At 50.5% G+C, this 23,762-nt stretch carries 25 protein-coding genes; 18 read left to right on the top strand and 7 right to left on the bottom strand.

The window, feature by feature from the left end; translation table 11 throughout:
• Positions 1 to 31 precede the first annotated feature (31 nt).
• Entirely contained in the window at positions 32 to 919 is an 888-nt protein-coding gene (locus RJP21_RS15075; protein WP_310859987.1) for a helix-turn-helix transcriptional regulator, read from the bottom strand.
• 124 nt (positions 920 to 1,043) lie between these two features.
• Between RJP21_RS15075 and RJP21_RS15070 the strand changes: the two genes are divergently transcribed.
• The 14 genes from RJP21_RS15070 to RJP21_RS15005 all read left to right on the top strand — a co-directional run bounded on the left by RJP21_RS15070 (position 1,044) and on the right by RJP21_RS15005 (position 15,746).
• Entirely contained in the window at positions 1,044 to 1,790 is a 747-nt protein-coding gene (locus tag RJP21_RS15070; RefSeq protein WP_310859986.1) for a sugar phosphate isomerase/epimerase family protein, read from the top strand.
• Between the two features lie 30 nt (positions 1,791 to 1,820).
• Positions 1,821 to 2,915 (top strand): Gfo/Idh/MocA family protein, encoded by a 1,095-nt coding sequence (locus RJP21_RS15065; RefSeq protein ID WP_160038286.1) that lies wholly within the window; start codon positions 1,821 to 1,823, stop codon positions 2,913 to 2,915.
• A 175-nt stretch (positions 2,916 to 3,090) separates the two neighbouring features.
• Entirely contained in the window at positions 3,091 to 4,092 is a 1,002-nt protein-coding gene (locus RJP21_RS15060; protein ID WP_310859985.1) for a Gfo/Idh/MocA family protein, read from the top strand.
• Between the two features lie 45 nt (positions 4,093 to 4,137).
• Positions 4,138 to 5,088, top strand: coding sequence for a helix-turn-helix transcriptional regulator (locus RJP21_RS15055; protein ID WP_310859984.1), 951 nt, complete (start codon positions 4,138 to 4,140; stop codon positions 5,086 to 5,088).
• Between the two features lie 13 nt (positions 5,089 to 5,101).
• Positions 5,102 to 6,190, top strand: a complete 1,089-nt coding sequence (locus RJP21_RS15050; protein ID WP_310859983.1) for a Gfo/Idh/MocA family protein — start codon at positions 5,102 to 5,104, stop codon at positions 6,188 to 6,190.
• A 185-nt stretch (positions 6,191 to 6,375) separates the two neighbouring features.
• Positions 6,376 to 7,641 (top strand): MDR family MFS transporter, encoded by a 1,266-nt coding sequence (locus RJP21_RS15045; RefSeq protein ID WP_310859982.1) that lies wholly within the window; start codon positions 6,376 to 6,378, stop codon positions 7,639 to 7,641.
• 113 nt (positions 7,642 to 7,754) lie between these two features.
• Entirely contained in the window at positions 7,755 to 8,294 is a 540-nt protein-coding gene (locus RJP21_RS15040; protein ID WP_310859981.1) for a superoxide dismutase family protein, read from the top strand.
• 181 nt (positions 8,295 to 8,475) lie between these two features.
• Positions 8,476 to 8,661: a hypothetical protein gene (locus RJP21_RS15035; protein WP_310859980.1), complete on the top strand. Its 186-nt coding sequence runs from the start codon at positions 8,476 to 8,478 to the stop codon at positions 8,659 to 8,661.
• Between the two features lie 97 nt (positions 8,662 to 8,758).
• Positions 8,759 to 10,585 (top strand): assimilatory sulfite reductase (NADPH) flavoprotein subunit, encoded by a 1,827-nt coding sequence (locus RJP21_RS15030; RefSeq protein ID WP_310859979.1) that lies wholly within the window; start codon positions 8,759 to 8,761, stop codon positions 10,583 to 10,585.
• A 59-nt stretch (positions 10,586 to 10,644) separates the two neighbouring features.
• Entirely contained in the window at positions 10,645 to 12,384 is a 1,740-nt protein-coding gene (gene cysI / locus RJP21_RS15025) for an assimilatory sulfite reductase (NADPH) hemoprotein subunit (RefSeq protein ID WP_160038300.1), read from the top strand.
• Between the two features lie 184 nt (positions 12,385 to 12,568).
• Entirely contained in the window at positions 12,569 to 12,922 is a 354-nt protein-coding gene (locus RJP21_RS15020) for a hypothetical protein (RefSeq protein WP_310859978.1), read from the top strand.
• A gap of 198 nt (positions 12,923 to 13,120) precedes the next feature.
• Positions 13,121 to 13,615 (top strand): cation:proton antiporter regulatory subunit, encoded by a 495-nt coding sequence (locus tag RJP21_RS15015; RefSeq protein WP_310860268.1) that lies wholly within the window; start codon positions 13,121 to 13,123, stop codon positions 13,613 to 13,615.
• Positions 13,616 to 13,619: 4 nt separating this feature from the next.
• Entirely contained in the window at positions 13,620 to 14,840 is a 1,221-nt protein-coding gene (locus tag RJP21_RS15010) for a cation:proton antiporter (protein ID WP_310859977.1), read from the top strand.
• Between the two features lie 54 nt (positions 14,841 to 14,894).
• A complete protein-coding gene (locus tag RJP21_RS15005; protein ID WP_310859976.1) occupies positions 14,895 to 15,746 on the top strand; it encodes a YitT family protein in 852 nt (283 codons plus the stop codon).
• A 90-nt stretch (positions 15,747 to 15,836) separates the two neighbouring features.
• Here RJP21_RS15005 and RJP21_RS15000 read toward each other — a convergent pair whose 3' ends face one another.
• The 4 genes from RJP21_RS15000 to RJP21_RS14985 form a co-directional block, all read right to left on the bottom strand.
• Positions 15,837 to 16,310, bottom strand: a complete 474-nt coding sequence (locus RJP21_RS15000) for an SRPBCC family protein (protein ID WP_310859975.1) — start codon at positions 16,308 to 16,310, stop codon at positions 15,837 to 15,839.
• Between the two features lie 68 nt (positions 16,311 to 16,378).
• Positions 16,379 to 17,170 (bottom strand): helix-turn-helix transcriptional regulator, encoded by a 792-nt coding sequence (locus RJP21_RS14995; protein WP_310859974.1) that lies wholly within the window; start codon positions 17,168 to 17,170, stop codon positions 16,379 to 16,381.
• Positions 17,171 to 17,530: 360 nt separating this feature from the next.
• Positions 17,531 to 18,343, bottom strand: coding sequence for an arsenite methyltransferase (locus RJP21_RS14990; protein WP_310859973.1), 813 nt, complete (start codon positions 18,341 to 18,343; stop codon positions 17,531 to 17,533).
• Positions 18,344 to 18,703: 360 nt separating this feature from the next.
• Positions 18,704 to 19,153, bottom strand: a complete 450-nt coding sequence (locus tag RJP21_RS14985) for a MarR family winged helix-turn-helix transcriptional regulator (protein WP_310860267.1) — start codon at positions 19,151 to 19,153, stop codon at positions 18,704 to 18,706.
• Positions 19,154 to 19,327: 174 nt separating this feature from the next.
• Between RJP21_RS14985 and RJP21_RS14980 the strand changes: the two genes are divergently transcribed.
• The 4 genes from RJP21_RS14980 to RJP21_RS14965 all read left to right on the top strand — a co-directional run bounded on the left by RJP21_RS14980 (position 19,328) and on the right by RJP21_RS14965 (position 21,938).
• Positions 19,328 to 19,636 (top strand): ArsR/SmtB family transcription factor, encoded by a 309-nt coding sequence (locus RJP21_RS14980; protein ID WP_397386226.1) that lies wholly within the window; start codon positions 19,328 to 19,330, stop codon positions 19,634 to 19,636.
• 88 nt (positions 19,637 to 19,724) lie between these two features.
• Complete coding sequence (locus RJP21_RS14975) at positions 19,725 to 21,026, top strand: arsenic transporter (RefSeq protein ID WP_310859971.1); 1,302 nt, start codon at positions 19,725 to 19,727, stop codon at positions 21,024 to 21,026.
• Positions 21,027 to 21,047: 21 nt separating this feature from the next.
• The gene (arsC, locus tag RJP21_RS14970) at positions 21,048 to 21,467 is read left to right on the top strand and encodes an arsenate reductase (thioredoxin) (protein WP_310859970.1); all 420 of its coding nucleotides are present in this window, start codon (positions 21,048 to 21,050) and stop codon (positions 21,465 to 21,467) included.
• A 300-nt stretch (positions 21,468 to 21,767) separates the two neighbouring features.
• Positions 21,768 to 21,938, top strand: a complete 171-nt coding sequence (locus RJP21_RS14965) for a hypothetical protein (protein ID WP_310859969.1) — start codon at positions 21,768 to 21,770, stop codon at positions 21,936 to 21,938.
• A 557-nt stretch (positions 21,939 to 22,495) separates the two neighbouring features.
• On the opposite strand, the gene RJP21_RS14960 is transcribed toward RJP21_RS14965, so the two are convergent.
• Both RJP21_RS14960 and RJP21_RS14955 read right to left on the bottom strand, forming a co-directional pair.
• Positions 22,496 to 22,912: a VOC family protein gene (locus RJP21_RS14960; RefSeq protein ID WP_310859968.1), complete on the bottom strand. Its 417-nt coding sequence runs from the start codon at positions 22,910 to 22,912 to the stop codon at positions 22,496 to 22,498.
• Positions 22,913 to 23,323: 411 nt separating this feature from the next.
• Positions 23,324 to 23,626 carry a hypothetical protein gene (locus RJP21_RS14955; RefSeq protein ID WP_310859967.1) on the bottom strand — a complete coding sequence of 101 codons (303 nt, stop codon included), beginning with the start codon at positions 23,624 to 23,626 and terminating at the stop codon, positions 23,324 to 23,326.
• Positions 23,627 to 23,762 lie beyond the last annotated feature (136 nt).

Here is a 23,762-nt window from a genome sequence, read left to right as displayed (position 1 = left end):
AAAACGCGGAAAAGCCTGATCCTCTTATGGGTCAGGCTTTTCCTTTTTTGCGGAACTGGTGGGGCGAAATGTTTTTGTAATGCCGGAACTGCTGAATAAAATAGCTGGAGCTGGAAAAGCCGACCTCAAGCGCAATGTCCGTCATGCTCATATCCGTCGTGAGCAGCAGCTTTTCCGCTTCGGTGATCCGGATATAACTGAGATAATTGGTGAAAGTTTTGCCCATGATCGCTTTGAAGCGCCTCGAAAAATAGCTGTAGCTCATGTTGCAGAGCTTGGCCGCCGTTTGCGCGTTGATGTCGTTCATATAGTTGTAGTCGATGTATTCGAAAACCTGCTGAAGCATCCGGTAATCGCTGTCATTCAGAGAACGGGAAACTTCCCAACCCCATTGCTGATGATGCGTCCGGCGAAGAAACCACAGAAAAACGCGGCAGATCAAGGTACGGACCGCCAGCTCAAAGCCGAAACCTTTGGAATTGAATTCTTCGTAGATTTCCCTGATCAGGCCGGGGATCGGCGTATCGTCGATCTCGTCCGCCGTAAACACCCGCTGACCTCCCGCATCCGCAAGGGTAAAGGGGAGGATGTACTTCGATTCCAGAAAGGTGCGGGACGTCGAATACAAAATTTCCGGGTCGAATTTGACGACGATGTACGAAACCCTATCGTCCATGGAATAGATCGAATGGGTTTCATGCGAATGAATCAAAACCAGATCTCCGGGTTCAAGCTGATGGCTTTCCCCGCCCAGAAACACTTTGGCCCTGCCGGAGAGGAAATATAAAATTTCGATATAAAGATGCCAATGGGGATCCACGACGACGCGTCCGCCGTTGCCGGAATGGATCATGCTTTCGTATGGATATTGGATGGAACCCGCGGCGGCGCGGTTGGATTCGAAATACGGCTCGGTCATCGGTTTAACGCACCTCTTTTGTACCATGACAAAAATTTTATATTTTTGAATAGGTTCATTGTATTACGGATCGGACGATTTTGGTATCCTTACTTTGACTTGAAACACAGGAGGAGGCATTGCGGTGGAAAATGTGGCACTTCAACTGTATTCGATTAAAGAATTGACGAGCACCGACTTTTTGGGAACGCTTGCCAAAGTGGCGGAAATTGGCTACGACGGCGTCGAATTTGCGGGTTATTTCGGAACGTCCGCGGCGGACCTGAAAAAAACGCTTGACGCTCACGGACTCCGGGCGGCCGGAAGCCATATCGGCATCTCGGAACTACAGCTTGAGCTGGACCGGATGATCGAGTATTCGCTTGCGATTGACAGCCCTTACATTATTTGCCCCGGCATTCCGGAAGAGATGCGAAACAGCGCCGACAGCTATAAACGAACGGCGGAATCGTTCAACCGGATCGGGGAGCGCTGCAAGGAAAACGGACTTCGTTTCGGTTACCACAACCATGCGGTCGAATTCGAGAAGTTTGACGGACTGACCGGCATCGAGCTGCTCGCCCGGCATACGGATCCCGAACACTTGTTTTTTGAACTCGATACATATTGGGCGGAATATGCGGGTTTCCGTTCCGTCGATTGGATCGAATCGCTGAAAGAGCGCTGCGCGGTTTTGCATATCAAAGATATGAATAGCGGGCAGGACAAGCGGAATACGGAAATCGGCTCCGGCATCATGGATTTTAAGGCGATCGCCGAGGCAGGCAAACGTTACGGCGTTCAATGGTACACGGTGGAGCAGGAAGAGTTCGACATTCCGCAGCTGGACAGCATCAAGGCGAGTCTCGAATATCTTCGACAAATATTATAAATTATGTATCCAAGGAGATGATTACAGGTTATGGCGGCTAAAGAACAAAAAACGCTGCGCGTCGGCGTGATCGGCTGCGGCGGCATCGCAAACGGCAAACATATCCCGAATTTGAACGCAAACGAAAACGTGGAGCTGGTCGCGTTTTGCGACATCATCGAAGAACGGGCGATCGAATCCGCGAAAAAAATCGGCAGGGAAGATATCGCGATCTATACGGATTACAAAGAGCTGTTAAAGGACGAAAGCATCGATGTGGTCCATGTGTGCACGCCGAACAAGTCGCACTCGTTCATTACGATCGACGCTTTGGAAGCCGGCAAACACGTCATGTGCGAAAAGCCGATGGCGAAAACTTCCGAGGAAGCGAGAGCGATGTTGGAGACGGCCAAGCGCACGGGCAAAAAGCTGACGATCGGCTATGACAACCGTTATCGTCCGGATTCGCTGCTGCTCAAAAAAATCGCCGAACGCGGCGATCTGGGCGACGTCTATTTCGCGAAGGCGCATGCCATCCGCAGACGCGCCGTGCCGACATGGGGCGTGTTCCTGAACGAAGAAGAGCAGGGCGGCGGGCCATTGATCGATATCGGGACGCATGCGCTCGATTTGACGCTGTGGCTGATGGACAACTATAAGGTGAAAAGCGTCGTCGGCAACGTGTACCACAAGCTCGGCGGCAAAAAGGACGCCGCAAATGCGTTCGGACCATGGGATCCGGAGCAGTTCACCGTCGAAGATTCGGCGTTTGGATTCATCACGATGGAAAACGGGGCGACCGTGATCCTGGAATCGAGCTGGGCGCTGAACACGCTGGACGTCGGCGAAGCCAAGGCGACGCTGTGCGGAACCGAAGCGGGCGCGGACATGCGCGACGGGCTGCGGATCAACGGCGAAGAGCTCGGCAATCTGTACACCAAGCTGCCGGAGCTGAACACGGGCGGCGTCGCCTATTTCGACGGCAAATCCGAAAGCCAGGCCGCAAGAGAATGCAGACTGTGGATCGACAGCATTTTGAACGATACGGAGCCGATGGTGAAACCGGAACAGGCGCTTGTCGTGACCGAGGTGCTGGAAGCGATCTACGAATCCGCGCGGACGGGCAAAACGGTATATTTTAAATAGGTCTATAGCAAAAGCTCACCCTTTTCAAAGAGAGAGTGGGCTTTTTATCTTCGCGCCGCTTGGCGGCTGTCGCAATATTGAACCTGATTGTCGCAATGTTACACTGTTTTATCCATATTTCCTGTGATAGATTAATGGCAAGATGTCCTTAAATTAAACATTGGGGTGGCCTAACATGATTAAAATAGGTAAAATTAGCTATTGGCACGTACATGCATGGGATTATACGAAACAAGCCGGGGAACATCCGGATACGGAAATCGTTGCGGTATGGGATGAAAATCCGCAGCGCGGCCGGGAAGCCGCAGACAAGCAAGGCGTGGCGTTTTACGAATCGCTTGATGAAATGCTGTCACGAGACGATATCGAAGGCGTGATCGTGGACGCTCCGACGCGGATGCACCGCGAAGTGATGCTGAAGGCGGCAGCCGCGGGCAAGCATATTTTTACGGAGAAAGTGCTGGCGCCGACGCTGCATGAAGCAAACGAGATTTTGGAGGCGGTTAAGCGCCATAACGTGAAGCTGACCGTGTCGCTGCCAAGATTGAACGACGGGTATACGCTCGCGATCCGCGACATACTCGATCAGGAGCTGCTCGGAAAAATAACCTTGGTACGCGTTCGCCTGTCCCACAACGGGGCTACTGCAGGCTGGTTGCCGGACCATTTTTATAAGCTGGAAGATACCTTCGGCGGAGCGCTCATTGACCTGGGTTGCCATCCGATGTATTTAACCCGCCTGTTCCTGCAGCAGGAGCCGGTTGAAGTTAAAGCGGAATACGGCTACGTTACGGGCAAAGAAGTCGAAGACAATGCCGTTGCGACGCTCTCCACGCCATCGGGCGCGATCGGGATCGTGGAAGCGGGTTTCGTGAACAGCTTCTCGCCGTTCTGCATCGAAGTCCACGGCACGGACGGCACGCTGCTGTACGGTACGCCGGACGAAAAGCTGCTGATCCGCACAACCCGGAAGGAAGAGTACCAAAACGGCTGGGTTGAGCTTCCGGTGCCGGGGCCGCGTGAAAGCGCGTTCCAGCAATGGGTTTCCCATATCCAAAACGATACGACAGCCGATGAAAACTTGATGTTCGCCCTTGAACTGACGAAGCTGATGGAAGCGGCGAATCAATCGGCGCGCGAGCATCGCGGCATCCGTATTTCCGATCTCCAGGCTTGATTTCAGGTGCCGAAATAATACAGATGGAATCAAGGATTGTACTGCATGATGAACAACTTTCCGTACGACATGATGACGGAGCGACCGGACGCTCTGGAGCGGCTTGACCTGAAAGTATACTGGGGAAACTATGAGATTCGCGTGTTGCGTTTTCACCTCATTACGTTTCCCGCAGGGAAAATGGTATCCTTTCATAAGCACGCCGAATACGAGTTTCATTTTATCCCGCGCGGCAAAGGAATGGTGATCCTGGAACAGGAGCCGTTCCACCTGCGGGAAGGCATGTTTTATTTGACCGGTCCGGGCGTGATGCATTACCAGGAGGCCGATGCCGGCGAGGCGATGGATGAGCTCTGCCTTCACGTCGATATCGTCAACCTTGCCGAAAAAGAAAAAGGCCAGGGCAGACGGACCCGCCATGCCGCCGACCCTTGGGAAATTGCCGAAGCCCAGGACTGCATGGAAAAATTGAAAGCATTGCCGCTGAAACCCGTGATGGACGTTCATCGGGCGATGCCTTATTTTCTGGAAGCCTATCAGGCTGCGCACATGAAATATGCCGGGCTTTACACCACCATTAAACACAGCGTCATACAAATTTTGCTGCGGGCGGCCAGAGCCTATGAAACGGAACCGATGGAGGCGCTGCTGCCCGCAAGGGATATGAAGGCTTACCGCTTCCAGCTCGCCATGGAGTATATCGAAGCCAATTCGGCGGGAGAGATCGTTTTGGAAGACGTGGCCGACAAGCTGCATGTCAGCAGCAGACAGCTGCAGCGGATTATTAAGGACCTCGGCGACGGGCGTTCGTTCAGCGAAATTTTGGAGGACATTCGTCTCAAGGCCGTATGCCGCAGGCTGGCGGAAACGAAAGAACCGATCGACGTCATTGCCGGGCTCGAGGGTTTTTCAAGCGGCAGCTATTTGCATACCGTGTTCAAAAAAAGGTTCGGAATGACACCGACGGAATATCGGGTCTTACACGCAAAATTATAGGGGGATGGCTTTCGTGAGAAAGACTTTTCGGATAGGGATTATCGGAAGCGGCGGCATTGCCGGCGAGCATGTCCGCGCTTATAAACGCATCGAGGATGTGGAAATCGTCGGCGTGGCCGACATTTTGCCGGGACGGGCGGATGAATTTATCAAACGCTGGGATTTGCAGCAGGCCAAAGGTTTTGACGACCACCGGCAAATGCTGGAGATGGAGCTTGACGGAGTCAGCATCTGCACGCCGAACGTGGCGCATTATCAGACGACGATCGATTCGCTGCGCGCCGGCAAACATGTCATGCTGGAAAAGCCGATGTCGGTGACGCTCGAGCAGGCCGTCGAAATGGTGCAAGTCTCGAAGCAGACCGCCAAAATGTTGAACATCGGCTTTCAGCCGCGTTATGACCCGAATATGAGCCTGATCAAGGATCTGGTGCAAAAAGGCCAGCTTGGCAAAGTATATTATGTAGAAACCGGCGGAGGACGCCGCCGCGGCATGCCTGGAGGAACGTTTATCCGCCAAGATATCGCCGGAGCGGGGGCGATGGCCGACATCGGGTGCTATTCGCTGGATCTGGCTTTGAATACGCTGGGGTATCCTAAGCCGTTGACGGTTTCGGCATACACTTCGAATTATTTCGGCACGAACCCGAAATATCATCCGGAAGCGGCCCATTTCGACGTGGAGGACTTCGGCGTCGCGATCGTCCGATTCGAAAACGATCTTGTGCTGAACTTCAAAACGTCCTGGGCGATGCATATGGACACGCTCGGAGCGACGATGTTCCTCGGCACCGACGCGGGCATGAAAGTGCTCCCCGGCAGCAAGGGACCATGGGGAGGCGTTTGGGACGGCAACGTCGGCGCGGTTTCCATTTTCCACGATATCCAGGACCATCATACGGAAAGCATCATTCCGCTGATCGATCATCAATTAAGCGTTTTCGAAGAAAAAATCAAGGACTTCGTCCGCGCGCTCCGCGAAGGAGGGCCGGCTCCGATTCCGGGGGAGCAGATTTTGCGCAATCAGGCGATTTTGGACGGCATTTTGCGTTCCTCGGAAACGAAAAGGGAAGTCGAAATCCATATTCCGGATATCGGATAATTTCCGGTGTCCGAAGCTGCAGTCCGCAGCCTGACCGTATCAGGCTTGGCGGACTGTTTTTTTTTTGCGCCCGTTCGGATTTTCGCGAAATTTTCTTGTCATCCTGAGAATTTATGGTATATTTAAACTCCTTCCTTTTTTCCCAACATCTCACTCCAATTCGTTGATTCAGGAGGACAATTTCGATGCTTTGGTTCAAATGGGACCTCAACCTGAAGATCAGGCTGATCGGGGATTCCCTGTTCAACATGCTGTTCTGGATGTATTTCCCTTTCATGACGCTTTATTTCAGCGGAGCTTTCGGCAAATCCGTCGCGAGCATGCTTATGATGGTGCCGCCGCTCGTCGGGCTGTTCGCCGGGCTGTTCGGTGGTTTTTTGGCCGATCGGCTGGGCCGGCGCCCCGCGATGCTTTTGGGTTCGATCCTTCAATCCGTGATGTTCGCCATTTTTGCCTTGTCTCCCTCCCGCTGGCTCGATTATATAGCGTATATCGGGGTGGGCGTCGGAAGTTCGATTTTTACGCCGGCAAGCTCGGCGATGGTCGCGGACGTTACGCCGGAGAAGGACCGGAGAATGGTGTTTGCGACGTTCGTGACCGGCCGAAATCTCGGGGCGGTTTTCGGACCGGCGCTGGGGTCGATTTTTTTCATCAACTACCGGACGGAATTGCTGTGGACCTGCACGCTCGTTACGTTTTTGTACTTTTTGGCGATCTATTGGAAAATCCGCGAAACGCTGCCGGCATCGGCGGGGCCCGCTCAGGAGAAGGGAAGCATGGGGTCGCTGATCATACGGCAGTTCCGCAATTACGGCCTTATTTTCAAGGATCCGCCCTTCGCCGTTTATATCATTGCAGGGATTATGGTGACCATCGCCTTTATGCAGCTGGATATGTATCTCGCGGTTTACGTCAAGGAATACGTGCCGGCGCAGCCGCTGCTTTCCTTCGGGAACTGGTCGTTTTCCTTGAGCAGCACCGGAATTTTCGGATGGATGATCGGGCTTAACGGATTGCTGTTCGTGCTTTGCGCGCTTCCGGTTACGAAACTGTTCGAGCATTGGAACGACCGGAACGTGTTTATTTTGTCCTCGGCGCTGTTTGGACTCGGGATGTTTCTCATGGGCTTTACGACAAACGTATGGCTGCTTCTCGTTTTCATTACGGTCATGACGATCGGCGAGGTTTCCCGTTCTCCCGTCACGGAAAGCTTCGTCAGCAAATACGCGCCGGCGAACGCCAGGGGTCAGTACATGGGAGCTTCCAACCTCCAATATTCCTTGGGCCGGTTTATCGCTCCGGTAACCATCTTCCTTTCGACCTGGCTGCCGCCGCTTGGAGTATTCGGATTCATCTTTTTCTGTACGCTGGCAAGCGTCGTTTTGTATATCGTGTTGTTCCGCATTCTCCCTGAGACAAAACCCGCTCAAACAGAAAATGCGGGGCTGTGATCCCGGAAACGTCCGCCGCCATTTTTTGCCGGTTCGGTGTTATCTTTTTCCTGTAAAAAGGACAACCTGTGAAAAGGTACCGAAACACATCTACAGGAGGAAGAATAGGCACAATGAAAAAACAAGCGATCTGCCTGAGCGTACTTTGCGCACTCGTATTCGGGGCTGCGCCGATGAGCCCGTCCGCATGGGCGAAATCGGAAGAAATGCAAGTCAACACAAAAATCATCGATTCCAAAGGGGCAGAAGTAGGCACGGCGGTGATCACGCAAAAAGCGGATGCGGTTCACATTCACATCGAAGCAAAAAATCTGCCCCCGGGCGAGCATGGAATCCACTTCCATGAAACCGGCAAATGCGATCCGCCGGACTTCATGAGTGCAGGAGCGCATTTCAATCCGCAAGGCAAACAGCATGGATTCAAAAATCCGAAAGGGTTCCACGCCGGCGACCTGCTTAACATCCATGTCAAGGAAGACGGAAGCGTTGTTGCCGACCTGGAGAGCAAAACGGTGACGCTGAAAAAGGACGCGCCGAACTCGCTTTTGAAATCCGGCGGCACGGCGCTCATGATCCACGAAAAAGCGGATGATTACGTGACCGACCCGTCCGGTAATTCCGGGGCGCGGATCGCCTGTTCTGTCATTCGTTAATTCACGGGAAATAAGAAGACAGCCGATCATTGGACTGTCATATGCTTGGAGGAGGGTGTCCCAAACGCCGTATAATGGCTGCTGGGCACCCTCACATTTCCACAACCCGCCGCATACCGCTATAAGCCCATAAGGAGCGGCTATCTCCCGCCATTAGCGCTAAGAGGGTGTTCAAATAGCTATGAAAATGGCAGAGGGCATTCTCTTTGCATTTGTACAACAAAAGAAGCCGTTTCTTAGGAAATGGAATGTTCACTATAACCTGGCAGCCGATCTTGCGGCTGTCTTTTTTGTTTGGGATCAGGTCACAAAATGGCCGGGTCATAATCCCGTCATTTTTGGGAAAAAACAGAAAATTCTTCGTTGACCTCATGCGCGGGCTGTGATAGATTCAAGGAAGTATGATATTAAGTGGATAGACTTACTCGGAATTATTCAGCATAATGACGCGAGGTGGGATAGGGTTGGAGCTTCAAGTATCAAACAGTCCTTTTAATCAGGAGCAGACAGATCTATTGAACCGGCTGCTGCCGACGCTTACCGGAGCGCAGGCCAGCTGGCTGAGCGGTTATTTGACGGCGCTGCAGAGCACGGGAGGCATCGCGACGGCGGCACAGCCGCAGGCGGGGACGCCTGCTGCAGCGGTGTCGTCTACCGCCAGGGAAGTGACCATCCTTTTTGGTTCGCAAACAGGCAATTGCAGCGGACTAGCGAAAAAGTTATCCAAAAAGCTGACCGAACAGGGAGCCGTTGTCACGCTCTCATCCATGAGCGATTTCAAGCCGGCGAACCTGAAAAAGATTCAAAACCTTCTGATCTTGGTCAGCACGCACGGTGAAGGAGAGCCGCCGGACAACGCGATTTCCTTCCATGAATTTTTGCTTGGCAAGCGCGCTCCGAAACTGGACGGCGTCTCGTTTTCCGTTCTTGCGCTCGGCGACACGTCGTATGAATTTTTTTGCCAGACGGGGAAAGATTTCGATCAACGCCTGGAAGAGCTTGGCGCGACCAGAATCGTCCCGCGCGTCGACTGCGACGTGGACTTCGACGAACCGGCAGCCGAGTGGATCGAAGACGTCACGCGCAAATTGGGCGAAGGAAGCGCCCAGGCCGCTGCGGCGGTTTCATCCGTCGGAGGTACGGCCTCAAACGAAACCGAATCGGAATTCTCGAGAACGAATCCGTTCCATGCCGAAATTCTTGAGAACCTTAATCTCAACGGACGCGGATCAGACCGCGAAACCCGGCATTTGGAAATTTCGCTGGAAGGATCCGGGCTTCAATATGAACCGGGCGACAGCCTCGGCATTTATCCGGAAAACCATCCTCAGCTGGTTGATGACCTCATCGCTGCCATGGACTGGAACCCGGAGGAATCGATCACGATCAACAAACAAGGGGATTTGCTTGCATTGCGGAAAGCGCTTCTGCGCCACTACGAAATTACGGTGCTGACAAAACCGCTGATCAAACAATTTGCAGAGATCGCTGCCAGTCCGGGGCTGAAGGAACTTGTAGAACCGGGACAGGAGCAAAAGCTGAAAGAATATATTGAAGAAAGAGATCTGCTTGATCTCGTGCAGGATTTTCAGCTGAAGGGCATTCCTGCCGCTAGCTTCACGAGCGTTTTGCGCAAGCTGCCGGCGCGGCTGTATTCCATCTCCAGCAGCTCGAAGGCAACGCCGGACGAGGTGCATATCACGGTTCGGGCCGTTCAATACGAGGCGCATGGGCGCAACCGGTACGGCGTGTGCTCGACGCAGCTTGCCGACAGGCTTCAGCCCGGTGATACGTTGCCGGTGTACATTCAGCATAACCCGAATTTCAAGCTGCCGGCGAATCCGGACGCGTCCGTCATTATGATCGGACCCGGCACGGGCGTAGCCCCGTTCCGCGCGTTTTTGAGCGAGCGCGAGGAAACCGGGAGCGAGGGGAAATCCTGGCTCTTTTACGGCGATCAGCATTTCGCAACGGACTTCCTTTACCAAATCGAGTGGCAGCGCTGGCTGAAGGACGGCGTGCTTACCCGGATGGACGTTGCTTTTTCGAGGGACACCGATCAAAAAGTATATGTGCAGCACCGCATGCTCGAAAAAAGCAAGGAGCTTTACGAATGGCTTCAAGAGGGGGCATACGTATACGTGTGCGGCGACGAAAAGAAAATGGCCCATGACGTCCACGCCACCTTGGCGGCCATTCTGGAGCAGGAAGGCGGCCTGAGCGCGGAAGAAGCGGCGGATTATTTGCTTCGGATGCAGCAGGAGAAGCGTTATCAGCGGGACGTTTATTAAAAGGGAGCCGTATTGGCTCCTGCAAGCGAGCGTTCTAGACGAGAGGAGATGCGAGATACATGTCTGAAAACAATCTGTTGTCGAAGAACAGCGCCCCGCACAGCGACGTGGAAGATATTAAACGCCGCAGCAACTATTTGCGGGGCAGCCTGACCGAAACGTTAAAGGATCCGATCACCGGATCGATCCCCGAGGACGATAACCGCCTGATGAAGCATCATGGCAGCTATATGCAGGATGACCGGGATTTGCGCAACGAACGCCAGAAGCAAAAGCTCGAACCTGCATACCAGTTCATGCTGCGGGTGCGGGCATCGGGCGGCGTGGTCACGCCGGAGCAATGGCTCGTTTTGGATCGGATCGCCCAGCAGTATGCCAGCGGGTCGATTCGTCTAACGACGCGGCAATCGATCCAGTTTCACGGGATATTAAAATGGAATTTAAAAAACACGATCCGCGACGTCAACGAAACGCTGCTCACGACGCTTGCCGCCTGCGGCGACGTCAACCGCAACGTTATGTGCAATCCGAACCCGCACCAGTCGGACCTTCATGCAGAGGTATATGAGTGGGCCTGCCGCATCAGCCGCCACCTCGACCCGAAAACGACGGCCTATCACGAAATATGGCTCGACGGGGAAAAGGTCGTGTCCAGCCAGAGCGAGGAAGAACAGGAGCCGATTTACGGGCGCGTGTATTTGCCGCGGAAATTCAAAATCGGCATCGCCGTTCCGCCGTCCAATGACGTGGACGTCTTTTCGCAGGACCTCGGCCTGATCGCCATCGTGGAGAACGGTCGCCTGGCAGGTTTTAACGTTGCCGTCGGCGGCGGCATGGGGATGACGCACGGCGATCCGAAAACCTACCCGCAAATTTCCAAAGTCATCGGCTTCTGCACGCCGGAGCAGGTCATCGAGGTGGCCGAAAAAACGGTCACGATCCAACGCGATTACGGCGACCGTTCCGTCCGGAAGCATGCCCGGTTCAAGTATACGATCGATGACCGGGGGATCGGCTGGTTTACGGATGAACTGACTTCACGCCTTGGCTGGAAGCTGGAGGAGGCCAGACCGTTCCGCTTCGACAGCAACGGCGACCGTTACGGCTGGGTGAAAGGAAGCGGCGGCAGCTGGCATTTCACGCTGTTCATTCAAAACGGGCGCGTTAAAGACGAGGAGGACTACCCGCTGATGACGGGGCTTCGTGAAATCGCCAAGGTGCATAGCGGCGATTTTCGGATTACGCCGAACCAAAACCTGATCATTGCAAACGTCAAAACGCAAAGCAAGAAAAAAATCGAAGCTTTGATCGAGCAGTACCGCTTGATGGACGGCGTCCGTTTTTCGGCGCTGCGCCGCAATTCCATGGCATGCGTGGCCCTTCCGACATGCGGGCTGGCCATGGCCGAATCCGAGCGTTATCTGCCGACGCTGCTTGGCAAAATCGAGGAGATCCTTTCGGAGACGGGACTTGGGGAAGAAGAGATCGTCATCCGCATGACCGGCTGTCCGAATGGATGCGCCCGTCCGGCTTTGGCCGAACTGGCGTTTATCGGCAAAGCGCCCGGCAAATACAACATGTATTTAGGAGGCGGATTTGCCGGCGACCGGTTAAACAAGCTGTACAAGGAAAACATCGGGGAAAAGGAAATCCTCGATTCGCTCCGCCCGATCCTGGCCCGTTACGCGGAGGAACGGGAGCCCGGCGAGCATTTTGGCGATTTCGTGATCCGTGCGGGTTATGTGCAGGAGGTTCGGGACGGACAGGAATTCCATGAACAGAATAGCGTCACGATTTAATTGAATATGAACAAACCATTCGGCAAACCAATGACCCTGTGTTCGGGGGCATTGGTTTTTTGCCGTCTCCGTCCGGACAAGCCGCTAGAAAATTGTTGCGTTTTTTGTTCCGGTTGTTTGAAACCGCGCCTGATTTTATGGTAAAATCGATATATATGAAATTTTCACAAGAGGGAGGGATTGGATGCAGGCACTTGGAAAAAGACTTCGTATGCTGTTGATCGTTCTGCTTGGCTGCATTCAGATGTTCACCTTTCCCGTTTCCTTTGAAGAGGAAGTATCCCCGACATATAACGGCGAGACCGAGGCGGTTCATGGCCGAATCGATCCGCAAACCAAACCTGCCGTCCGCAAAAATCCTTCCTTGTTGCAAAGATTGATCCTGCTTGCATCGGCGCTGCCGGTCCTTTTCGTGATTCCGCTGCTGTTGCTGCTGCGTTTTCCTAAACCCCGTCCGCCTTTTAGTCCGATCATATTAATCCGCAAAAGATACCTTCTGCTATTACCCGTCAAATTTACCTCGAATTACGTGGCTTAAAATGCCTTCCTTGGAACGGTTTATTTCCGCATGCCGTCAATTCGTTTATGATGTACGTTTTGCGCGTTTCTTTTGGCTGTAACCGTGCAACGGTTTTCGGCGCAAAAAAAAGAACGCATCCAAGACTTTTTGCTCAGTTTTAGATTATGTGAACAATTTCTCAAACTAAATATCGAACGTTCAGGAGGCCATTTTATGATGGAAATTCGTGAATCTATTTTGCCTGGAATCGGGATGAAATATCAGATGGACACGGCCAGCGGGGACCGGATTGTGATCGTGATCCATGATGACGGAAGGCGCGAGCTGTACCATTTTTCGCAGGAGGATTACGATCAAAGCAGGCTGATGGCGACGTTTGAGGACCAGGAAGCACGGCAGTTTGCCGCGCTGGTCGGAGGGATGGTCTACAAGCCGAAGCAGCTGGAAAGCGTGGAAATGGCTTTTGACGACCTTACGATCGAATGGTACAGAATCGAACCCCACTTCGGATGCATCGGAAAAACGATCGGCGAGCTTCATATCCGGCAAAATTCCGGCGCATCGGTTATCGCGCTCATCGACAAGAACAAAGGAAAGCAGGTCAATCCCGGTCCCGACGCGATGCTCAGGGCGGATGCCACGGTCGTGGCGGTCGGGGAAAGGGAGCAGCAGAAACGGTTCAAACAAATTCTTATGAACGGAAGCGGGTGATTCGATGGAGCATTTGATCTTTGAAATCGGCTTGGCGCTCGGACTTATCGCACTTGGCGGACTGATTTCGGCGAAGCTGCGCTTCTCCGTCATTCCGTTTTATATATTGATCGGCATGGCCGTAGGTCCCCATGCGACGGAGCTGTGGCATTTTGATTTCCGGTTTATCGACAGCGCGCCGTTTATCGACTTTATGGGAAGGATCGGCGTTTTGTTCCTGCTGTTTTACTTGGGGCTCGAATTTTCCGTCGGACGATTGGTCAAATCGGGAAAATCGATCGTGGTCGGCGGTTCGATTTACATCGGCATCAATTTTACGCTGGGACTGCTGCTTGGTTTTTTAGGCGGTTTTCCTGTGGCGGAGGCACTGGTGATTGCGGGTATCACAACGATTTCATCCAGCGCCATCGTGGCGAAAGTATTGGTTGATTTGAAAAGAACGGCCAATCCGGAAACGGAAATGATCCTTGGCATCACTATGTTTGAAGACATTTTCCTTGCCGTGTATATCTCTATCCTTTCGGGTTTCGTTTTAAGCGATTCCACTTCGCTTGGGGGCGTGTTGTTGTCCGCGCTCGTATCGCTCGGATTTATGCTGACGATTATTATTCTGGGAAGAAAAGCGGTCCCGCTCCTGAACAGGTGGCTACGAATCCGGTCGAACGAATTGTTTGGCCTGGTCATTTTCGGCGCGTTGTTCCTGATTGCCGGATTTTCCGAGACGATCCACGTCGCGGAAGCGATCGGCGCGCTGCTGGTCGGTTTGGTGCTTGCAGAAACGGAGCATGCCAAACGGATCGAGCATTTGATCATGCCGTTCCGGGATTTTTTCGGAGCCGTCTTTTTCTTCAGCTTCGGACTATCCATCGACCCGATGTCGCTTGGAGGAAACGCAATTTGGCTCGCGCTGGCGGCCGTCGTCATTACGTTTGCAGGGAATTTCAGCGCAGGGATGCTTGCCGGACGAACGGCGGATCTGTCCCCGAAAGCCTCCGCGAACATCGGACTGACCATTTTGTCGAGAGGGGAGTTTTCCATCATTCTGGCCAATTTGGGGAAGGATGGAGGGCTGATGGATATTTTGCAGCCGTTTTCGGCGATTTACGTCTTGATTTTGGCGATACTCGGTCCGATTTTGACCAAACAATCCCCGCAAGTTTTCGCGTTTTTAAACCGTTGGTTCAAATTCAAAGACAGGCGGGTTCCGAAGGAAGAATCGCTTTAACCGGCCCCGGTGACATCTAGTCGTGACGCTTCCATATTTAAAGGAGGGAAGACGATGCGTTCGAAGGATATCGTTCAAGCCCGTTTCGGCGGGAAAACGGCTTTGCAATCCGTCGTCGGCGGCGTTGTCGCTTCGGCCGGCCTGGAACTGTTCCTGCATCCCCACGAGCTGATCGCCGGCGGCATGACGGGCATTTCGGCACTCGTTTCTTTTCATACGGAAAAACAATTCGGCTTATTGTTGCTGTTGTTCAACCTTCCGCTGCTGCTTTTGTATTCGTTTCTGGGGCGCAAAACGGCGTTTCGGAGCGTGCTTCCGGGATTGCTTGCCTTTTCGGGCTCCGCCCTTCTGTTTGCGCCTCTGCCCGCGGTTAGCGGGGAACCGGTCATTGCGGCGCTGGCGGGCGGGTTCTGCCTCGGAATCGGAGCCGGGCTCGCGGTCAAATCGGGGGGACTCTTGGATTCGCTCGGTTTGGAACATGGCGACCAGATTCGGCCGCGGATCATTATGTCCTCCAAGCTGAGTCCGAAACACGCGCTTGTGTTGTGCCATGCAGCCGTTTTGGTTTTGGCCGGCGCGGTCATGGGCTGGGAGCGGACCTTGTATTCGGCGCTTGCCTGCATAGCAGCCTATGAAACATCGGCTTTCATGTTATGGGGCATGCGCAGAACGGTATGGGTGGCGGTTTCGCGCCCGGACGAGGTCAGGATTGAGGTAAGGAAAAAAATAAACCTGGACGGGGAACTCCTGACGGAACATGAAGGAGGAGACGCGGAAAAGAGGATCTTTTTGAGATACGCCGTGCATATTCTGGACGTTCCCCGTTTTAAAGCGGCCGTGAATCGATCGGACCCTGGGGCGGAAATGATATGGCTTCTTCCTTTTGAATTGAAGCGGAGGCCGTGAATTCCATCTTGGTTCCGTCCCCCGTTCGCGGCAAAGAACCCTGAAGCAGCTTCAGGGTTCTTTGTCATTTGAAGAAAGAATATCTGCCGCCTAAATACAGCAAACATTGCCTTGACCGGACTCGACGGCGGTTTTTAAGCTGCCCAGCACCTGTTTCCACGCCTCGACATGCCATGCTTTTGCCTGCTGCCATTCAGGCTCGTCTCCCCATCCGGAGTGGCACAGCTTGACCAGGGTGGAATCCCGGGCCGCGGGTTCCAGCAGAACCTCGACCGCCGTCAAAGCTCCGGGCATGTTCATGATGTTTGCAAACGGGTCGGGTCCTTTCCATTCGAAAACAAGCTTGCGGGGTTCCTCAAGGGTTAAAATTTTGCATTCCTTGGTGCTCATTCGTTCCTTGTTTGCCGGGTCGAAATAGAGCTCGTACCTGCCCCCCTCGAAAGGTTCGATAAAGGCTGAAGGGGCAAACCAAACCTCAACCCGGGACGGAACGGTCCATGCCTTCCATACGATCTCCTTTGATGCTTCGATATGTAATTCCTGCCTAATGGTCGCTTGTCCCATGTTCTAAGCCCCCGATTTAAATTTTTTTATGCAGAAATTATAGCGGGAAGCGTATGTAGAAAAGTCTTCTACTTTGCTTTGTTTCTTTCTTTTTTCTCGAACAGAAGCAGGGGCAAATTTACGACGATCGGCGGATCGACCGCAAGCGGCTCCCGAAGCGAAATCGTAACTTGCAGGCTGCTGTTCTCCGCAACTTGGATCGGGTGAGGATATTTTCCGCGCAACGCATGGTTCAGTATGAAATAATCTTTCGGATTAAGGCTCCAAGGAATGCCTGCCGCCAAAGCATGATACACTCCCGGCGGGACGTCGGTGAAAGTGCAGTTCCGGCTGCGGTTCATCGCTGTTCCGGCCGCGGGCCTCTGGTCCGGAATGGGGCTTGGAAAGAAACCGACGAAAACGATGCCGCGAAAAGAAGGCGGGGCTTCGATGCGGCAGCGGATTTGCTGCATAGGCGAAGGAATGCCCGGTTTTTCTTTTTCAGCTATCGGCTCCTGCAGCTCATATTGCCTGACGTAACTGGACAAGGGCTGGGCAAAAGCGCGAAACTTGCGGGGAGACATTCCGACGTTTTGCTTGAAGCGCGTATGAAAAGAACCCGGACTACGGAATCCGATCGACAGCAAAATTTTCATAAGCAAGGAAGGGTCCCGCAGCAGGGCCGATTTTCCGGCTTCCATCCGCAGGGCCGACAAGTAATGGCGCGGGGAAATCCCCGTCGCTTGTTTAAATATCCTGGAAAAATGGAAGGGGCTGTATCCGACAATGGCCGCGAGCCGTTCGGACGTAACATCATCCTCCAAATGCTCTTTCATGTACCGGATGGCCGCTTCCGCAGCCGCGATCTGTTCTTCATTCATCGCAAACACTCCCCAATCCGGCCAATGAATTTAATGACATATCATTCCTTTTATTGGTATGATATCAAATTATAGCAGATATCCTGCCAGACTTGGTTGTATCGGTATCTTGGGTATTATTACGCAAGCAAAGAGGTAACCGCTACCGAAGCCATCCGGCAGATAGATATGAAAAGGACTACCTTTTACAGACGAGTCAGAGAAGTCGAAGAGCAGGGGAGTCAAGGAGTAGAAGTGAAAAAGTCATAACCACAGACCGTGGCTATGACTTTACCTTCACAATTCATTTTTAATCATTGGAAGAACTCGGTTTAAAATGGCGTCATTAGAACTCTAAATAGGTGGGCTAACGGAAGTCACTCAGGGTTTAATAGCTTTGATTACAGCCGAAACGATGTAATCTTCAATATTTGATCCTTGGACCCAATCCTTAATGAACGCTTTGGACTCATCCTTTGGCTCAACACTGATGTTGGTAAAACCACTCTTTTGAAGCATCGCTTCAATTTCGCCGACAGACGATGCCCCGGAGATGCAGCCGGAATAGAATTCATGCAGGTCATTTTTTATTTCCGGTGGAAGATCCGCTGTTGTGACGATATCGGAAATGGCTATCCGGCCGCCAATTTTAAGAACGCGGAACGAATCATCAAACACCTGCTGCTTATCTGGTGAAAGGTTGACTACACAGTTCGATATTATGGCATCTACACTGTTATCCGGAACTGGAAGATGCTCGATTTCTCCCAAACGAAAATCGGTGTTCATAAAATTGCCTTTCACCGCGTTTTTGCGGGCACGGCTAACCATTTCAGGAGTCATGTCCACGCCGATCACTTTACCCGTTTCCCCTACCTGCCGAGAGGCCAGAAAACAGTCAAATCCTCCGCCACTCCCAAGATCCAGTACTACTTCGCCGGCCTTTAAAGAAGCAATGGCTTGCGGGTTACCGCAACCCAGACCAAGGTTTGCGCCTTCAGGTACCGCATTTAATTCGTCTTCCGAATAGCCTAATCTGCTCGATATCGAATTGAAATCAGAAGGTGTGCTGCAGCAGCTGGATTGGCTGTTGTTTGGTTGGCAACAAGATTCTACATTCACCTCGGCAACGGCAATTTGCTTATATCGATTCCGTACATTCTGGCGGATTTCGTCATTCGTTAACTTTGTCATGGATAACACTCCTTGGGATTTGTTAGGATTCGATAAATGGTCAGCAGCACTTTAGCAACAAGCTTGAATTGGTTGTGGGCAGCAAGGATCTGTCTTCGTTTTACGTAGAGGCTCCAGAAGCCTATACCAACTCGTTTTTGGCTTTACGGTGGACCATTTCCATGCTTGCCGAGCAGTTTTTCGCACCTCTTGTTCGTTTATTTTCATCAGGTACTCGGTGGAGTAATAGTGATCGTACATCAAAGGACCTCCTTAAATGGGTTTGTATGTTTAATGACCTGCTATGAAAAGCAGCTAAGTCATTTGACATCAGTACATTGATTTTAATTGCAATATGCAAGTATTTGGAGGTAAAAAAAATTACCCTAACATCGGTTTGCAGCAATGATCGGATTTGGCCATCGCTTCATTCATCAATTTGATGGAACGGAGAACGGTCTCTTTTTCAAATTCGGTCATGAAAGAAAATACTTCATCCAAATAAGCGTTCATTTGATGATCGATGGTTGTAGCAACGTATTTCCCTTCAACAGTTAGAGAGAGTGTGGAAACCCGGCGATCTGTTGGATCAGGCGTCTTTTTGATCAAGTTCATTTTGATCAATGATTGTATTTGCCGGCTGAATGTTGTGATATCTGTGCCTAACGTTTCTGCGATCTGTTGGATCGATGGATTATGTTGGCGGTCAACCTCAAACAGAATGTGACTTTGGACTGGAGTGATGTCATGCCCACCCACGGTGCAGCAATTTTTATTTAGTAAGCCGAAACGGCGGGTCATGATCTGGAATAGTTCGCGAGTGCTTTCCATTGCGTTTTTCACCTCATGATTCATTTATACTCTCATTGATTGCAAAATGCAAATGTTTTTTTGGATGAAAATGAAATTCTTTGGATTTGATTTTTATTTATGATCAGCATATCATATAAACGTTCACTTATATATCGTCAAAAAGGAGGGGCAATTTTGGAACTGATACATGAAATGGCTGATAAATTAAAGCTGCTAAGCGACTATACCCGCCTTACCATTTTATCGTTGCTTAAGGAACGGGAATTTTGTGTCTGTGAGCTTGTCGAGATCTTGGAAATCTCCCAGCCTGCAGTGAGTCAGCATTTAAGAAAGCTGAAATCTCAAGGTATGGTGAAGGAAAGTAAACGCGGACAATGGGTTTACTACTCTCTAAATGTAGAAAACAAGCCATACATTAAGGCTGTATTGGAGCACACGCCCGACTCCAAAACCATTTTATCCTCACTAAACAAAGAAAATTTAACTTCGGTGTGCAAGTAAATTTTCTTATATTGAATATATAAGTATATAGTTATATAATGATTCGCGAATGTTTCGATATTCGTGATTTCATTATATGGAGGTCAAAATGCTAACCGCTGTACTTGCTTGTGTCATTTTTTTGGTCACATTAATTCTGGTGATCTGGCAGCCAAAGAATTTATCTATTGGATGGTCTGCCTGCGGCGGCGCCATCCTAGCGCTACTGATCGGCGTCGTAAATTTTCAAGACGTTTGGGACGTAACACAAATCGTCTGGAATGCTACTCTTGCTTTTATAGCCATCATCCTCATTTCTCTTATTTTGGACAGCATCGGATTTTTCGAATGGGCTGCGCTGCATATGGCAAGAGCAGCTCGCAGCAGCGGCTTGAGAATGTTTGTTTATATTTCCTTTTTGGGAGCTATTGTTGCTGCATTCTTCGCCAATGATGGGGCTGCGTTGATTCTTACCCCAATTGTCCTTGCAATGGTGCGGGCGCTCCGATTCGATGAGAAGAAGGTATTTCCTTTTATCATCGCCAGTGGATTTATTGCAGACACGACTTCCTTACCATTGGTTGTCAGCAATCTTGTAAACATCGTGTCTGCGGACTTCTTCGGCTTTTCCTTCTTGGAATACGCCGGCCATATGATCATCCCGGATTTATTTGCCCTGGGTGCCAGCATTATCGTTCTGTATTTGTTCTTCCGAAAGAGCATCCCAAAAAAATTTGATACTGCAGATCTTAAGTCCCCAAAGGATGCGATTAAAGATCCTAAAATGTTCAGATTATCTTGGGTTGTTCTCGTCATCCTATTGATTGGATACTTTGCGAGCGAGTTTTTGAATATACCAGTATCCATCGTAGCTGGAATTATAGCCGTCTTCTTTCTGCTTATGGCACGAAGAAGCCCAATGGTCCCAATCAAGGACGTGGTGAAGGGCGCCCCGTGGGCAATCGTATTTTTCTCGATCGGCATGTATGTGGTGGTGTATGGCTTGCGAAATGCCGGACTGACTGATTTATTATCTCAAGTCATTCAATCGGCAGCGGATCAAGGATTGTTTGTGGCTACGATATCAATGGGCTTTTTATCTGCAGTCCTGTCATCTTTAATGAACAATATGCCGACGGTCATGATTGATGCCCTGGCTATACAATCAACCCAAACAACCGATGCAATCAGAGAGGCTTTAGCGTATGCCAATGTGATCGGTTCTGACTTAGGTCCAAAGATTACTCCTATAGGATCTCTGGCGACACTCCTTTGGCTACATGTGCTATCCACCAAAGGGGTCAAAATCTCATGGGGAACGTATTTTAGAACCGGCATCATCCTTACAATCCCTACCCTTTTGATTACATTGTTGGGCCTGTATTTGTGGCTAGCAATATTAAATTTTTAAAAAACAAGGAGACGATCTTTTATGGGAAAGAAAACAATTTACTTTTTGTGCACAGGGAATTCTTGCCGAAGTCAGATGGCGGAAGGATGGGCCAAAAAATATCTAGGTGAGAACTGGAATGTGTTTAGCGCGGGGATCGAAGCTCACGGACTCAATCCGAATGCTGTAAAAGCTATGCATGAGGTGGAAATTGATATTTCGAATCAAAGTTCGGAGATCATTGATCCTGGAATCCTCAACCACGCCGATTTAGTGGTTACTCTTTGTGGCGATGCAGCAGACAAATGTCCCGTAACTCCGCCAAGCGTTAAACGTGAGCATTGGGGATTTGAAGATCCGGCGAAAGCTCAAGGTACGGATGAAGAGAAGTGGGCTGTATTTCAACGTGTTCGCGACCAGATTGGTGAGAGAATTGAACGATTTGCCAAAACTGGAGAATAGATCAAAGGAGGCTGCCGATTCGGGTTGCCTCTATTTTGTTACTGCAACCGAGGCTATGCGACAGATCGAGTCAGCTGCCTTTTATAACGGGCAGGATAACGTAACAACAAAAGCAGATTTGGTGAAATATTGCCGATTTGCAGTAATTTATTCGCCGAAGCTGTGAAAGCAATACCATGTATAAAATTGGTTTTACAGGGGATTTTAATTCAATCCGTATAAGAAGGAGCTGAAGTAAAATATGATCCACCCCAAAGACAACTACGGGGTATTAGGTATAAGATCGAAGTTGATTCGGATGTGAACGAGGATCGTAATCGAGAGGAGCAGTTGGACGATTCCTTTGAGGCCTGGTATGGGAATATCAACGACCAGGTGAAGCAAAAGCTGGATCTCACGAGCGTTCCGCAGGACAGTGTATTGGATTCAGCCGTCGCCATGGATGAGGATCCATCCCGGGATAAGAGCTGAACAACCATAACATTGACGCCGCTGAAGGAAGTTCCCCCGTCATGTAGACATCTTTAAGCCACACAACCTCCGCTCGGTATACGACTGGGCTGAGGTTGTTTAGCTTTTTTAACTGCTTAAGATTCTGACTTTTTTACTTATTTTTATTACACAACGGAAACTGTGACCATGTAGGATTCGCATCTTGGCTCCATCCTATACAAGATGCAGGCATCACAGTAGGAGATTGATCGGATCGAATCGCATCGGCAGAGCCTGCCCAATTCGATAAAACGGGAAACGATGCTACGAGAATGATTCCACGGAAATGCGAAGCTAATTCCATTTCAGTCTAATATTTTTAGAAGGAGCGAACGATAAGAGATCCAAGGAATAAACAACTTGCTAAAAAATATGATTCAATATTCCCGTGAAGTTGCAACGAGGAGAAAAGCTACTAATCGAAGTCGATGGATTAGAAATAAAATAAAGAGACCATAGCTCGTTGCTATGGTCTCTGGTCTCTTTATATGAAGTGGCCAGTAAACGTACTAACTACACAATTCGACTCATTCACTTCAACTGTTCGTCAACGACCTACCGCTGAATCGTTTGATCGCTTCCTCGGTCACCGGCGTGAAGAGGTTAATCAGGTTGCCGTCGGGATCGCGGAACAGCGCAGCACGGTTCCCCCATGGCATCGTGGTTGGTTCCTTTACCCACTCGTTGACAAACGGCTTCAAGCGCTCGTATTCGGCATCGACATCTTGGACGCGGAACTCGATGATGACCGTGCGATTGTCGGCCGCCACTGCGGAACCAGCGCCAAACAGTTGCACCGTCTGGGAATGGCCGATCGCCAGGGTGCACGATGGCATAACGAATTCTGCGAAGACGGGCGCAGGGCGTTCCGCCGACACACCCATGACTTTCTCATAAAACTGGACGAGACGATCCACGTCGTCGGTAATGATGCGTATAGAAGCCAAATTCATGAGATCCCATCCTTCCTATAATTCATGATACAATTCGGTATCATATCATTTTGGGTCAAAATACTTCGCATTTATCTTCTACTCCTTTACGTTTATTTACTCCGAGTATAAAAAAACGCTGCTGACAACAGTATGTCAGTAGCGTTTAACATTTTTTTGGCTTCCTCCCGAATTCGATTTCAGAATGCGTCAATACACGATATGTCTTGATTCATATCTTTCCAGAACTGCTCACATAGTGATACGGATGCGGCGGAGTTCACATCTGCCTATGTAAATCGGTTTACTCTTGAGCATATGCCCGAGTTGGGATGATTTTTTACTGTGGCCCTGTTAAATTGGTTTTTTGGAAAAACGAAGTTGATAATGAATGAAAAAGCCCTGGGGTAGTTGTTAACCCAAGGCATTATATTAAACAGAATGCTCAAGTGAGGGGCAAGTCCATCCATGACTCTGCATCATTTTAGCTACTTTGTCTATGTCTGCAGGATTTGTTGAATAGATAATAACAGGATATAGAGAAACGTAACATTCATCGCGATAATAGTTGATGCTTACTTTTGCTACTTCATATTCAGCGGGATCTTTATAAGCAGAATCGCTAATAAAATCACCTATATGAGGTATTACATTGGATTCGAACTCTCTATATACATTTCTCAAATCTCTGTTACTACTATCCAACTGAATTTGTTGCATTATTATGATTTTCATATGTTGGTTCACCTCCAATTATTGAAGATTTTAATGATTATACTTTATTGGTGAAGTTTAGGAAATGATCGTGCAAGGCGAATAACAATTGAGGTGCTTACTTTTGTATAGACTCCTCACATATATCCCCAATAAA

Source organism: Paenibacillus sp. VCA1, from assembly GCF_031583795.1.
In the GTDB taxonomy this organism is placed as follows: domain Bacteria; phylum Bacillota; class Bacilli; order Paenibacillales; family Paenibacillaceae; genus Paenibacillus_AQ; species Paenibacillus_AQ albilobatus.
Note: the sequence above shows the minus strand (reverse complement) of the source record. Positions and strands in the feature narration are given on the sequence as shown.

What these genes read in the sequence shown, in the direction of transcription:
- RJP21_RS15075 (WP_310859987.1), bottom strand. Translation starts at nt 919, where the DNA reads ATGACCGAGCCGTATTTCGAATCCAACCGCGCCGCCGCGGGTTCCATC.
- RJP21_RS15065 (WP_160038286.1), top strand. Translation starts at nt 1,821, where the DNA reads ATGGCGGCTAAAGAACAAAAAACGCTGCGCGTCGGCGTGATCGGCTGC.
- RJP21_RS15060 (WP_310859985.1), top strand. Translation starts at nt 3,091, where the DNA reads ATGATTAAAATAGGTAAAATTAGCTATTGGCACGTACATGCATGGGAT.
- RJP21_RS15055 (WP_310859984.1), top strand. Translation starts at nt 4,138, where the DNA reads ATGATGAACAACTTTCCGTACGACATGATGACGGAGCGACCGGACGCT.
- RJP21_RS15045 (WP_310859982.1), top strand. Translation starts at nt 6,376, where the DNA reads ATGCTTTGGTTCAAATGGGACCTCAACCTGAAGATCAGGCTGATCGGG.
- RJP21_RS15040 (WP_310859981.1), top strand. Translation starts at nt 7,755, where the DNA reads ATGAAAAAACAAGCGATCTGCCTGAGCGTACTTTGCGCACTCGTATTC.
- RJP21_RS15035 (WP_310859980.1), top strand. Translation starts at nt 8,476, where the DNA reads ATGAAAATGGCAGAGGGCATTCTCTTTGCATTTGTACAACAAAAGAAG.
- cysI (WP_160038300.1), top strand. Translation starts at nt 10,645, where the DNA reads ATGTCTGAAAACAATCTGTTGTCGAAGAACAGCGCCCCGCACAGCGAC.
- RJP21_RS15020 (WP_310859978.1), top strand. Translation starts at nt 12,569, where the DNA reads ATGCAGGCACTTGGAAAAAGACTTCGTATGCTGTTGATCGTTCTGCTT.
- RJP21_RS15015 (WP_310860268.1), top strand. Translation starts at nt 13,121, where the DNA reads ATGGAAATTCGTGAATCTATTTTGCCTGGAATCGGGATGAAATATCAG.
- RJP21_RS15010 (WP_310859977.1), top strand. Translation starts at nt 13,620, where the DNA reads ATGGAGCATTTGATCTTTGAAATCGGCTTGGCGCTCGGACTTATCGCA.
- RJP21_RS15005 (WP_310859976.1), top strand. Translation starts at nt 14,895, where the DNA reads ATGCGTTCGAAGGATATCGTTCAAGCCCGTTTCGGCGGGAAAACGGCT.
- RJP21_RS15000 (WP_310859975.1), bottom strand. Translation starts at nt 16,310, where the DNA reads ATGGGACAAGCGACCATTAGGCAGGAATTACATATCGAAGCATCAAAG.
- RJP21_RS14995 (WP_310859974.1), bottom strand. Translation starts at nt 17,170, where the DNA reads ATGAATGAAGAACAGATCGCGGCTGCGGAAGCGGCCATCCGGTACATG.
- RJP21_RS14990 (WP_310859973.1), bottom strand. Translation starts at nt 18,343, where the DNA reads ATGACAAAGTTAACGAATGACGAAATCCGCCAGAATGTACGGAATCGA.
- RJP21_RS14985 (WP_310860267.1), bottom strand. Translation starts at nt 19,153, where the DNA reads ATGGAAAGCACTCGCGAACTATTCCAGATCATGACCCGCCGTTTCGGC.
- RJP21_RS14980 (WP_397386226.1), top strand. Translation starts at nt 19,328, where the DNA reads ATGGCTGATAAATTAAAGCTGCTAAGCGACTATACCCGCCTTACCATT.
- RJP21_RS14975 (WP_310859971.1), top strand. Translation starts at nt 19,725, where the DNA reads ATGCTAACCGCTGTACTTGCTTGTGTCATTTTTTTGGTCACATTAATT.
- arsC (WP_310859970.1), top strand. Translation starts at nt 21,048, where the DNA reads ATGGGAAAGAAAACAATTTACTTTTTGTGCACAGGGAATTCTTGCCGA.
- RJP21_RS14960 (WP_310859968.1), bottom strand. Translation starts at nt 22,912, where the DNA reads ATGAATTTGGCTTCTATACGCATCATTACCGACGACGTGGATCGTCTC.
- RJP21_RS14955 (WP_310859967.1), bottom strand. Translation starts at nt 23,626, where the DNA reads ATGAAAATCATAATAATGCAACAAATTCAGTTGGATAGTAGTAACAGA.